14 protein-coding genes and 1 pseudogene are annotated in these 11676 nt (G+C 65.8%); 10 read left to right on the plus strand and 5 right to left on the minus strand.

Translation table 11 applies throughout. The features are described 5' to 3' along the window. Positions 1-108 precede the first annotated feature (108 nt). The 4 genes from BLW56_RS17260 (at position 109) to BLW56_RS17275 (ending at position 3996) form a co-directional block, all read left to right on the plus strand. Entirely contained in the window at positions 109-939 is an 831-nt protein-coding gene (locus tag BLW56_RS17260) for a diacylglycerol/lipid kinase family protein (protein WP_093512113.1), read from the plus strand. Further along, positions 936-1784: a metallophosphoesterase family protein gene (locus BLW56_RS17265; RefSeq protein WP_093512011.1), complete on the plus strand. Its 849-nt coding sequence runs from the start codon at positions 936-938 to the stop codon at positions 1782-1784. The genes BLW56_RS17260 and BLW56_RS17265 overlap by 4 nt, the downstream gene beginning before the upstream one ends. Positions 1785-1849: 65 nt before the next feature. Next, positions 1850-2956 carry a hypothetical protein gene (locus BLW56_RS17270; RefSeq protein ID WP_093512013.1) on the plus strand — a complete coding sequence of 369 codons (1107 nt, stop codon included), beginning with the start codon at positions 1850-1852 and terminating at the stop codon, positions 2954-2956. Then, the gene (locus BLW56_RS17275; RefSeq protein ID WP_093512014.1) at positions 2953-3996 is read left to right on the plus strand and encodes a phosphotransferase family protein; all 1044 of its coding nucleotides are present in this window, start codon (positions 2953-2955) and stop codon (positions 3994-3996) included. The genes BLW56_RS17270 and BLW56_RS17275 overlap by 4 nt, the downstream gene beginning before the upstream one ends. On the opposite strand, the gene BLW56_RS17280 is transcribed toward BLW56_RS17275, so the two are convergent. The 5 genes from BLW56_RS17280 to BLW56_RS17300 form a co-directional block, all read right to left on the minus strand. After that, the gene (locus BLW56_RS17280) at positions 3993-4298 is read right to left on the minus strand and encodes a hypothetical protein (RefSeq protein WP_093512016.1); all 306 of its coding nucleotides are present in this window, start codon (positions 4296-4298) and stop codon (positions 3993-3995) included. The genes BLW56_RS17275 and BLW56_RS17280 overlap by 4 nt on opposite strands. Positions 4299-4401: 103 nt before the next feature. Next, a complete protein-coding gene (gene rpsI / locus BLW56_RS17285; RefSeq protein ID WP_093512018.1) occupies positions 4402-4899 on the minus strand; it encodes a 30S ribosomal protein S9 in 498 nt (165 codons plus the stop codon). Continuing rightward, positions 4899-5378, minus strand: a complete 480-nt coding sequence (gene rplM, locus BLW56_RS17290) for a 50S ribosomal protein L13 (protein ID WP_093512020.1) — start codon at positions 5376-5378, stop codon at positions 4899-4901. The genes rpsI and rplM overlap by 1 nt, the downstream gene beginning before the upstream one ends. Before the next feature lie 161 nt (positions 5379-5539). Next, positions 5540-6352: a hypothetical protein gene (locus BLW56_RS17295; protein WP_177176007.1), complete on the minus strand. Its 813-nt coding sequence runs from the start codon at positions 6350-6352 to the stop codon at positions 5540-5542. Beyond that, positions 6352-7401 carry a COX15/CtaA family protein gene (locus tag BLW56_RS17300; RefSeq protein WP_093512024.1) on the minus strand — a complete coding sequence of 350 codons (1050 nt, stop codon included), beginning with the start codon at positions 7399-7401 and terminating at the stop codon, positions 6352-6354. Before BLW56_RS17300 ends, BLW56_RS17295 begins: the two co-directional genes overlap by 1 nt. Positions 7402-7503: 102 nt before the next feature. On the opposite strand from BLW56_RS17300, the gene BLW56_RS17305 reads away from it, so the two are divergent. From BLW56_RS17305 to BLW56_RS20450, 6 genes and pseudogenes are all read left to right on the plus strand, one after another. Further along, on the plus strand, positions 7504-8496 hold the full coding sequence (locus tag BLW56_RS17305) for a M48 family metallopeptidase (protein ID WP_093512025.1): 993 nt from the start codon (positions 7504-7506) through the stop codon (positions 8494-8496). A 56-nt stretch (positions 8497-8552) separates the two neighbouring features. Continuing rightward, positions 8553-9089, plus strand: coding sequence for a peptide-methionine (S)-S-oxide reductase MsrA (gene msrA, locus BLW56_RS17310; RefSeq protein WP_093512027.1), 537 nt, complete (start codon positions 8553-8555; stop codon positions 9087-9089). A gap of 139 nt (positions 9090-9228) precedes the next feature. Beyond that, on the plus strand, positions 9229-9768 hold the full coding sequence (locus BLW56_RS17315) for a YfiR family protein (RefSeq protein ID WP_093512029.1): 540 nt from the start codon (positions 9229-9231) through the stop codon (positions 9766-9768). Then, entirely contained in the window at positions 9765-10991 is a 1227-nt protein-coding gene (locus BLW56_RS17320; protein ID WP_093512031.1) for a diguanylate cyclase, read from the plus strand. The genes BLW56_RS17315 and BLW56_RS17320 overlap by 4 nt, the downstream gene beginning before the upstream one ends. Positions 10992-11010: 19 nt before the next feature. Continuing rightward, a complete protein-coding gene (locus BLW56_RS17325) occupies positions 11011-11511 on the plus strand; it encodes an OmpA family protein (RefSeq protein WP_093512032.1) in 501 nt (166 codons plus the stop codon). 71 nt (positions 11512-11582) lie between these two features. Further along, a pseudogene (locus BLW56_RS20450) lies at positions 11583-11676 on the plus strand (UTP--glucose-1-phosphate uridylyltransferase); the annotation flags it as partial.

The following is an 11676-nucleotide window of genomic DNA, read 5'->3' on the forward strand; positions in this document are numbered from 1 at the left end:
GGAAACCGGGCCCGCCATCTCTGCGCCCTACAGGGCGGCGGTGCGGCGAACAAGACGGCTACACACAAGTATCGCGACCTTTTTGGCGTTCGCGCGTAGGACAGGATGATGACCAGCCCCTTCTCCCGCCCCGCCCTGATCTGCAACAGCCAGAGCGGCAGTCACGACGACGCCGTCCTCGCCGAGATTGCCGAAACATGCCGCTCCGCGAGCACACCGCTCGTTGCCGTATTTTCGCTGCCCGACGACGACATTCCGGGCGCCGCAGACCTCGCCGCGCGGGATATCGACCTGCTGCTCGTCTGGACCGGCGACGGGACGATCAATGCCGCCGCAACCCAGGCGGCTGGCTGGGATGGCGCAATCCTTCCGCTGCCCGGCGGCACGCTCAACCTGCTATCGAAGGCGTTGCACGGCGACCGGCCGGCGCCCGAAATCCTGACCGATGTATTGGAAGGCAAGGGTCAGCGCCGGCCCATCCCGACGATCCAGTCCGATGGCGGCAATGCCTTCATCACCATCGTCGCCGGCCCGGCGACCCGCTGGGCCGAGGTCCGCGAAACGATGCGGCAGGACGGTTTGATCGAGGCAAGCCGGGCAGCGCCCGATGCGCTCGACACGATGATGAACGCGCCGGGCGTTGCGGTTGCCGGACATGACGGCGCCTATCCCGCGGTCATATTGACCCCGACGTCCGGAGGCATCCGTGCCGACGGCATCCTGACCGAAGGGACGGCCGACGTACTCCGTCACGGCCTTGCTTGGCTCGGCGGCGATTTTCGCGACGGGCCTAGCGAAGAGATAGCGAATGGGGGGACGATCATTCTCGAAAGCGAGGCCCCAATCAGCCTCGAATATGACGGCGAGCTGGGCGAAACGGCCTCGCCCGCGCGCTTCGGTCTCGGTACCAGCGCGGTGGATTTCGTCGCGACGGCATGACGCGCCTCTTCCACATCAGCGACCTGCATTTTGGGCTCGAGAACCGCGCTGCACTCGGCTGGTTCGAAGATTGCGTGCGCCGCGAACGCCCCGATGCGGTCCTGATAACCGGTGACCTCACCATGCGCGCGCGCAGCCGCGAATTTGCCGCAGCGTGCGACTGGATCGGTGCGCTGGACGTCAAGGTGACGGTCGAGGTCGGCAACCATGATCTGCCCTATTTCAATCCCGTCGAGCGTTTTTTCTTTCCCTATCGCCGCATCCGCGGGATCGAGCGGCTGGTCGAGCGTGAACTCGATCTGGCGGGAGTCGCGATCGTCCCGCTCAAGACCACCGCGCGCGCGCAATGGCGGCTCGACTGGTCGAAGGGCTGGGTAACCAGGCGGGCTCTGGAAAAGACGCTTACGGCGATCGACGCGCTGCCGCGCGGCACGACGGTGCTGGTCACCGCGCATCACCCGCTGGTCGAAGCGGGCACGAAAGGCCGCGCACTGACCCGCGGTGGCGAACGCGCGCTGGCCGCGCTGGCAGAGCGCGGCGTCGCTGCTGTGCTCTCCGGCCATGTCCACGATGCTTTCGACCTGACACAGGAAACAGCGGCCGGTCCCATCCGCATGATCGGCGCAGGCACGCTGTCGCAGCGCATCCGTTCGACCCCGCCCAGCTTCAACGACCTGATGGTACAAGGCACGGCGATCGACGTTCGCGTGCGTAACCTCGAGAAAATCTCGACACCCGACATGCAGATCGACGATGTCCCGCCCAATGCGTTGCCGCCGCGCGAACCCGGCGAACCGGTCGCCCCCGTCGCCGCGGTGCCGCCCGTCGATCCACCGGTGCATTGACGCTGCGCCCCATTGACGCATTCCGAAGGCCCGTTACGTTGCAAGAAAAAACGGGATGAGGACATATGCTGACACGAGGCGACGATTTTCCGTTGCACCAGACTAGCGAACCGATCGCGTTCGCCGGGACGGACCGCAATTTTTACGACCGCTATTTTTTCAACGGCTATTCGCCCGACGGCTCGGTCTTTTTCGCCGCGGCGATGGGCTTTTACCCCCAGCTCGGCATCGTCGACGCCAGCTTCTGCGTCATACTGAACGGCGTCCAGCATAATCTCCGCGCCAGCCGCCGGTCGGGAGGCGAAAGACTGAACCTGTCGGTCGGGCCGATCATCCTCGACATCGACATACCGCTACAGGTGCTGACGCTCCACATCTCGCCGAACGACGGCCCGCTCGAGGGCGAACTGCGCTTCACGAACCGCCATTTCCCGATCGAGGAACCGCGATTCATCCGCCGCAACGGCACGCGGCTGTTCATGGATTATACGCGCATAACGCAGAACGGCCGCTGGTCGGGCTGGCTCTCGGTCGATGGCGAGCGTGTCGAGCTTGGCGACGGATGGAGCGGTACGCGCGACCGGAGCTGGGGGGTACGCCCGGTCGGCGCGAGCGAACCGCAGCCGCCACCCGAGGGCAATTTCAACCAGTTCTTCTGGCTGTGGACGCCCTGCAATTTCGAGGATCGCTCGCTTTTCTTCCATAGCAACGACGATGGCGCCGGAGCCCCGTGGAACCGCCGCGCCGTAATCGTCGACGACAGCTGGAACACCGAGGACGGAACCGAACGGCATTTCGCCGATGCGGCCTTCGACATCCAGTGGACGCCGGGATCGCGGCGCATCGCGCGAATGGCGGCCGATCTTGGTCACGGCCACCGGCTGACGCTCTCGCCAACCGGGCCGGTCTTTGCAATGAGCGGCCTCGGTTACACACATCCGGTCTGGGGACATGGCCTCGACCATGGCGCCGAACTCGCGGTCGCGCACGACCAGCTTAGCGAAGCCGAGCGCGCCTGGGGGAATCCGCTCGCGATGCACATTCAGGCGCTCGTCACAGCCGAACTGACCGACGGCAGCACAACGCATCGCGGCGTAGGCGTCCTCGAACAATTGTTCGTCGGTCCGCACGCTCCGACCGGCCTTGCCGGCCTGATGGATCCGGCGCCTTGAGCTTTCCGACGTCGCCCGAGGCGATGTCGCCGGCGTGGCTCGCGGGCAAGCTGGGGCAGGAGGCGGACGCACTGCGCGGTTTCACCGCGAGCAAGGTCGGCACCGGGCAGATGTGCGACAGTTTTCGCCTGACGCTCGACTGGACCGATGATGTGGACGCACCCGCAACAGTCGTCGCCAAATGCCCAAGCCACGACGACGCGAGCCGCCATATCGCCAAGCTCACCGGCACATATGTCAAGGAAGTCAGTTGGTATCGTGAGCTTGCGGCCGGGAGCGATGTCGCTGCGCCACTTTGCCATCATGCCGAAATTGCTGACGACGACGTCGATTTCATCCTGATTCTCTCGGACCTCGCGCCCGCGCGGCAGGGCGATCAACTCGCGGGGCTGGGACTGGCGGGGCTCGTTCCCTGCATCGACGCCGCAGCCGGACTCCACGCCTTGCTATGGAACGACCCGCGGCTCGACTCGCTGCCCTGGCTCGCCCGCGACAATGGCGATGTGATCCGCGCCCTGTTCCCGCAACTTTATGCCGGCTTTCGCGAACGCTATGCCGCGCGGCTCGCTCCCGAGGTGCTCGACATCGGCGCGGCCATCATCGAAAAGCTCGACGCCTATCTTTCACGGCAGACGGCCGGGCGGACCATCGTTCATGGCGATCTACGCATCGATAACATCCTCTTCTCGCCGGACGGAGAAAGCTGCTGGCTCGTCGACTGGCAGACGCTTGGGCGCGGCAGCGGTGCAACCGACCTCGCCTATCTGGTCGGAACGAGCATCGCCGACCCGTTCGAGCGCGCAGCGGCGGACCGGCCGGCGTTCGACCACTGGATCGCGGCGCTTGAACGGCGCGGCATCGCGCCGGATGCGGCCGGGCTGTGGGCCGACTATCGTGTCGGCGCGCTCAGCGGCTATTTCATGGCCGTCTTTGCGTCGATGAGCGTGGAACGCACCGAGCGAGGCGACGAAATGTTTGCAGTGATGGCCGAACGGCCAGCGCGACAAGCGCTCGCGCTCGGGAGCCTCGACCTGTTTTAACCGAGCCGGTGCGGCGTCGGATCACCGATTTCGCCGACAAGCTGGGCATAAGCGTCGGCGCGGCATCTGGCGTAATGATGGCCAAGGTCTTCGCGCGAGATCGATAAACCATCAGCAAGCGCATCGAGGATGGCCGGATCGTCGTGCAGCGCGATTTCGCGGACCAGCGCGCCGGAGTCGATATCGAGGATGGCCGCGAGCAGACGAAAGCTGCGCGCCCGCTGGCGGAACTCGAAATCCATCAGCCGCGCTGAATCCTTTTCCTCCTTGGCGAGAAGGGCCCTGCGAAGGTCGAAAACCATGGCGTCAATCTATGATGCCCGGCGCATTTCTTCAACGCGCAACGGAAAAGGGCGGCCCGTTGCCGGACCGCCCTTCCCTTGTCCGTCCGTCGACGGAAACTGATTAGCGCTTCGAGAACTGGAAGCTGCGGCGGGCCTTGGCCTTGCCGTACTTCTTACGCTCGACCGCGCGGCTGTCGCGGGTCAGGAAGCCGGCCGACTTCACAACGCCGCGCAGTGCGGGTTCGAAGCGGGTCAGCGCCTGTGCGATGCCGTGCAGAACGGCGCCCGCCTGGCCCGAAAGGCCGCCACCCTTGACGGTCGCGATCACGTCATACTGGCCAACGCGCTCGGTCAGACCGAAGGGCTGGTTGATGACGAGACGCAGCGTCGGACGTGCGAAATAGACTTCCTGGTCGCGGCCGTTGACGGTGATCTTGCCCGTGCCGGGCTTGACCCACACGCGGGCGACGGCGTCCTTGCGGCGGCCGGTCGCATAGGCGCGGCCCTGCTTGTCGACCTGCTTTTCGCGCAGCGGCGCGTTGCTGGTCGGAGCGGCGACGGTGCCTTCGACGGCGCCGGCGAGATCCTTGAGATCGGTCATGGTCTGTTCGTCAGCCATTATGCACCCACCTTGTTCTTGCGGTTCATCGACGCGACGTCGATCACTTCGGGGTTCTGCCCTTCGTGCGGATGTTCGGTGCCGGCGAAGATGCGCAGGTTGCGCATCTGCTGGCGGCCGAGCGGGCCGCGCGGGATCATGCGTTCGACGGCCTTTTCGAGCACGCGCTCGGGGAAACGGCCTTCGAGGATCTTCGCGGGGCTCGTTTCCTTGATGCCGCCGGCGTAACCGGTGTGCTTGTAGTAACGCTTGTCCTGCAGCTTCTTGCCGGTGAACGCCACCTTCTCCGCATTGATGACGATGACATTGTCACCGCAATCGACGTGGGGGGTGAACGACGGCTTGTGCTTGCCGCGCAGGATGTTGGCGATGATCGAGGCAACGCGGCCCACGACGAGACCCTCGGCGTCGATCAGCACCCATTTCTTTTCGACCGTTGCGGCATTCGCCGAGGCGGTCGTCTTGGTCAGCGCCTTCATGGCACGCTCCTTGACAGATATGGACCGGAGCAACAGCGCCCCGAAACAAACCGCGCCGCCTGTCCCGAACGGACGAAGCGGCGCTTCGGAGCGGGCCAATGGCGAAGGCAGGGCTGAAAGTCAAGCAGATCGCGGCTTTGCTGACAGGTATTATGATACCTTCACCCCTGCGGAGCGATCTCCAGCGCGCGAACCCGCTCTTCGACGAGGGCTCGTCCATCGCCTTCCGCCTCGACCATCCAGCTCTGCCGCTGTTCGCGCATCACCAGCCCGGTCGCGGTATCGACGGTCCACAGATTGTCGATTTCCAGCGGCCGCGCGGCGCCCGCGACGGGCGCGGCATCGCGCTCGACCTTGGCGATCGTCTGCAGCGCTCCGTCGTGCCGCATCGACACGCTCGCGCCCCCGGCCTGCGCCGATAGCGGAATGGCGTCGTTCGCGGGCGCAACGAGCGCACGGATATCGGCGGTCGCCAGCCGGTCGCGCTCGGCGGCGGGCAAGGCGGCGATGAGCTGTGCCAGTTGCCGGGCTTCGGGTCGCCCCGCCTTCGCCCCGACCGCTTCGATCCGCGCGGTCACCCGCTCCCACAACGCGTCCGGGTCGACGAGGTCGATCCGGCTGCCGTCGGGTGCGACAAGATAAGCCATCGCTTCGCCGACCAGCGGCTCAAGCATCAGCGACAGCGCGCGGGTCACCTCGGGACGTGCATCCGAATCGATCCGCTGCAGCACCGCCTCGAGCCGGTAACCGCGACCGACGCGTTGCCATTGCATTGCATAGGTGAGCGAGAAGTTGACCAAAGACCCTTCGCGGCCGATCCGGCGCGTGGTCACGCGATAGGTCATCGGCCGGTCCACCGGGGGAGCAAACTGGAAATGCGTGGCCGCGGACGCCGGAACATCGCCCGGCGCCGAAGACGGAAGAGCCTGGGCCGCCAGCAGCAGGAAAAGGCCGCCGAGGCTGCCGGCCGACATCATGCGGCGCCGCGGCCCAGCCGATGAAGCGACGCGGCGGCGATGGCGACGAGGATCGCACCGGTCACCTGATGCCATACGGCCACCCACATCGACACACCCGACACGACCGTCCAGATGCCGAGTAGCATCTGCGCGGCGACAACCGCGACGAGCAGTTGCGCCTCGACCCGCGCGCCGCGGCGCGACAAGCTGCGTGCCAGAAGAAGCAGCGCGAGCGCCGCGATCCACGACCACCAGCGATGGAGGAAATGGATAAGGAAGGGATCGTTGGTCAGCGCGAGCCATGCGCCGCCCGCCCAGTCGATGCCCTCGGGCACGAAATGGTCATTCATCAGCGGCCAGGTGCTGGCGACAAAGCCGGCATTGAGCCCCGCAACCCATGCGCCGAGCAGCAACTGAATGAAGAGGATCGCGATAACGCCCAGCGCGGGTCCGGTCAGACGCGCGGGACGTGCGGCGGGATCGCGCGCGAGCCTGTCGAGATCGCGGGCGGTCCACACCAGCCCGGCGAGCAGGAACAACGCGGTCAGCAAATGTGTCGCGAGGCGGAAATGGCTGACGTCGACGCGATATTCGAGGCCCGAAGCGACCATCCACCAGCCGATCGCACCCTGCAGACCGACGAGCGCCGCGAGCGCGAATAGGCGGGGACCATAGCCCGCCGGGATCGCGCGGCGCCATGCATACCAGATCAGGGGAAGGAGCAGCGCCATGCCGACAAGGCGGCCGAGAATGCGGTGCAGCCATTCCCAGAAGAAGATCGCCTTGAACCCCGCCAGCGTCATGCCGAGGTTGATCTCCTTATATTCGGGGATTTGCTTATATTTTTCGAACTCGGCGATCCATCCGGCTTCGCTCAGCGGCGGCAGAACTCCTGAAACGGGCCTCCATTCGGTGATCGAAAGCCCAGATTCGGTGAGGCGGGTGATACCACCCACGCCAACCACGATGATGACGAGAAGCGCGACCGCCCAGAGCCAGCGCGCGAGCGCCGCGGGGCGGGGTTGGCGGGCGGCAGGCGCCGGCAAGGCAGAGGCGTGCGTCATGCCAGCCCTATCGGCGCTCGCAGGGCGATAGGCAAGGGGTCGAACCTGCGCACCCGGGGGAAATTCATGGCCCCGAAAGATGCGGCTTGATAGAGGACGGCGATGCCCAACCGCTCCGGGATGATCCTTGCCGCCCTGCTCACGTCGATGACCGCACCCGTCGTCGCGGCAGCGCCCGCCGAACAATCGCCCTATGCTGCATTGGCAGCGATCGAAGCGCGCGTCGCGACCATCGGCTTCCGGTTGACGACCGCCAACGCCGACTGGTGCCCGGTGCGCCAGCCTCAGTTCGGGTGGATATGGGGCGACCCGCGGCTCTACACCGCCGACCAGCGCGCAGAGGCGCTCGCGGCTTATGGCGCCGGGGACGGGGTTCACGCCTTCATTGCGGCGCTCGCCCCGCATTCGCCCGCCGCATCGGCGGGAATGAGGGTCGGTACATCTATCACCGGGATAGCAGGTGCCCCCGTTCCCGACGGAGCGGGGGACCATCCCTTCGCACGCATCACCGCGATCGAAGGCGATATGGCTGCTCGACCACTCGATACCGCGATTGCCCTGCATGTCGGCGCCGGACATATCGTCCATGTGACGCCGGTCGCGGGCTGCGTCAGCGACTTTCGGGTCGAAGCGAATGAAAAGCCGGGCGCCGTGGCCGATGGACGGATGGTGCTCGTCAATCAGGGCCTCGCCGATTTCGCCGCCGATGACGAGGAGCTTGCCGCCGCGATCGCGCACGAGCTGGCGCATAATATATTGCGCCACCGCGCGCGGCTCGATGCGGCGGGGGTCGATCGCGGCCTCGGCAAACAATTCGGCCGCAATGCGCGTCTGTTCAAGCAGACCGAGATCGAGGCCGACCGGCTTTCGGTGTGGTTGCTCGCCGGTGCAGGCTATGACCCTGCGTCCGCCGCGCGCTTCTGGACGCGTTTCGGCCAGCGAAAGGGACGGCCGCTGTTTCAGGCGGGTACGCACCCACCCTGGCGCGAGCGCGTCGCCATACTCGAAGCCGAGGCGGCGGCGGTCGCGGCCGCACGTGCTACGGGGCGACCTCTCAGGCCGCCGCTGATCGACGATCCCGCGCCCTTGGAATAGGCGCGCGCGCATCCTATTTTGGGAACAATCCCCTCCCCTAACAAGGATCGACGCCCATGACCCAAGAGACCGCTATTTTTGCCGGAGGCTGCTTCTGGTGCACCGAAGCGGTGTTCCAGTCGCTCGAGGGCGTCGAGAGCGTAGAAAGCGGCTATATCGGCGGATCGGTCGCCAACCCGACCTATAAGCAGGTATGCGGCGGCGATACCGGCCATGCCGAAGCGATCCGCATTACATTCGATCCTGGGGTCATTTCCTATGGCGACCTGCTCGACGTCTTTTTCGCGACGCACGACCCGACGCAGCTCAACCGCCAGGGCAATGACATCGGCACCCAATATCGCAGCGCGATCTTTCCGCTCGATGCCGCGCAGGCCGACGCCGCGCGCGCGGGGATCGAGCGCGCCGGCGCAGACTGGCCCGCCCCGATCGTTACCACGATCGAAAGCGCGTCCGACTGGTATCCGGCCGAGGATTATCATCAGGCCTATTGGGAAGGTGAAGGCCAGCGCAATCCCTATTGCATGGCGGTCATTCCGCCGAAGCTGGCCAAATTGCGCAAGGGTTTCAGCGATCGCCTGCGTAGTGTATAGAAATCTGGCTGGTCATGCAGCCATCGTCGCAAGATGGCCGCATGACGTCACTTTTCATTGACTTTCCAATTGTTTTGACTAGCGGACGCGCCTTCGCTGGGGCAGGATGCCCCTGAAACGCAGTTGGGGGCGCTGCCGGGTGCTGGCATCACTGTTTCTGATTGGCACGTTGGTCACGACACCGCAGATGGCGGTTCAGGCCGCAAGCCAGACAATCGTCGAGGACAGCAGCGGCGGAATGACGCGCGCCGTCAACCGGATGGTCGGCGGCATCGTCAGCTATGCGCGCTGGCCCGATGCCGCGCCGCCGGCCGGACGCGTCATGTGCCTTGTCGGGACGCCTCGGCTGTCCGATCGCATGGCGCCCGATATTCCGGGCCCCGGCTCGGTCGTGGTTCGCCGCATCGCCGCGGCCGCCGTCACCCCCGACTGCGACATATTGTTTCTGGGCCGGATGCCCGTCGCCGACCGGCGCCAGCTGATCGCCTGGGTACGCGGGCGCCCGGTCCTCACCATCACCGACGATGATGCCGCCTGCATCTATGGCGCGATGTTCTGCCTGAACAACAAGGCGGCCAGCCTCAGCTTTTCGGTCAATATCGACGCGATCGGCCGTGGCCCGCTCCGGATCGACCCGCGCGTGCTGCGGATCGGCGGCGGCGAGGGAGGCGGGTCATGACCGGCCAAAGCCCCACGCCCGCGGTCGAACGGATCGGTACGCGCACGACGCTGCAAAAGCTGCTGTCGCGCTTTCATTTCGGTATCACCCTGTTCGCGGTCGCGCTGTCGGGTCTGACGATCCTGCTTGCCGGGGTGACCGCGCTGCGCGGCTATGCCGATCGCAATATGGAACTCGCGGCCCAGCTCGGTGCCTATGGTGTCGAACCGGCGCTGGTGTTCAACGATCCGCAGGCGGTCCGCGAAGGGCTCGAACCGCTGACCCGGATTCCCGGGATCGCGCGGCTCCGCGTGCTCAACGATGTTGGCCGCCCGGTCACCGAATGGACCTCACCCGTCGCCGATCCGGCACCGATCCTGACCCGCATTTTCTTCCCGCGCCCCTTTGCCGTCACCGTCCAGCGCAACGGATCGGCAATCGGCAAGATCGAGGTATGGGGCGACAGTTCGACACTCGTCGACTATGTCCGCCTTGGCCTGCTCGCCGGCCTCGGCTGCCTGCTCATCACCGCGTTCGGCACCATCTTCCTCGCGCGGCGGTTCGAATATGAACTGGTCAAGCCATTGAACGAGATCGCGACCGTTGCGCACGACGTGCGCCTGCACCGCCGTTTCGACAAGCGGGTCAAGCCGCTCGGCATCGCCGAACTCGACCGGCTGGGCGGCGACATCAATTCGCTGCTCGACGAATTGCAGGGGTGGCAGGGCCATATGGAAAGCGAGCGGGCGATGCTCGCGCACCGCGCCTCGCATGACACGCTGACCGCCATGCCGAACCGCGCCGCGTTCGACGAGCAACTGACGCAACGCATCGAGATGGCCGAGAGTCGCGGCGAACGCTTTGCGCTGCTCTTCATCGACGCCGACAATTTCAAGGCCGCGAACGACAATTTCGGCCATGCTGCGGGCGACACCGTCCTTGTGGCGCTGTCGACATGCATTCAGGATACGCTTCGCAAGGGCGATTTCGCCGCACGGATCGGGGGGGACGAATTCATCGTCATCATCGACCCGCTCGACAGCGAGGCCGTTCCCGACGAGTTGGCGAACCACATCCGGTCCTGCGTGTCGCAGCCCATCGCCTTGCCAGGCGGCGAAACCTATCGCGCGGCGGTCAGCGTCGGTGTCGCCGTCTTTCCCGACGACGGCACAAGCCCCACCGCACTGCTGACCGCAGCGGATGCGGCAATGTATGCCGACAAGCTGACCAACCGTTCCAGATGATGTCCAGCGGAGTGACACCGTGACCCTTGATTTCCCCCGATCGATCCGGACCCTCTTCCTAGCCGGTCTCGCCGCCTTGCTTGCGGCGTGCCAGAGCGTGCCGCCGGCCAGCGGCTTCAACGCCGCGCAAATCGCCGTGCTGCAGTCGCAAGGCTTTGTCGAAAGCGGTCCGGGCTGGATGCTGAGCATGCCCGAGCGGCTGCTTTTCCCGTCGAACGAAAGCGGCGTGACGCCCGAGCAGCAACAACGCATCACCGACATCGCCGCCAAACTCGTCGCCGTCGGCATTGTCACGGCGCGGATCGAAGGACACACCGATTCGACCGGCACCTCCGCCTATAATCTGACGCTGTCGCAGGCACGCGCGCAAGCCGTCGCGGGGCCGATGCAGGCGGGCGGCATGCAGTTTACCGCCGACCAGGTCGTCGGCCGGGGCGAGACCTTGCCTCTGTCGAGCAATGCGACGGCGGAGGGGCGGCAGGACAACCGGCGCGTGGTTGTGATCGTCACGCCGCAGTGAGGCGGCGGGCGACGCGTTTCGACGCCGTCCGACCCTTTTCTTGACCGAAGTTCGCCGCTAAGCCGTCGCCCATGAAACCGATCCGCAAAGCCGTCTTTCCCGTCGCCGGCCTCGGCACCCGCTTCCTGCCCGCGACCAAGGCGATTCCCAAGGAAATGCTGCCCG

The organism is Sphingopyxis sp. YR583 (assembly GCF_900108295.1).
Lineage (GTDB): Bacteria > Pseudomonadota > Alphaproteobacteria > Sphingomonadales > Sphingomonadaceae > Sphingopyxis.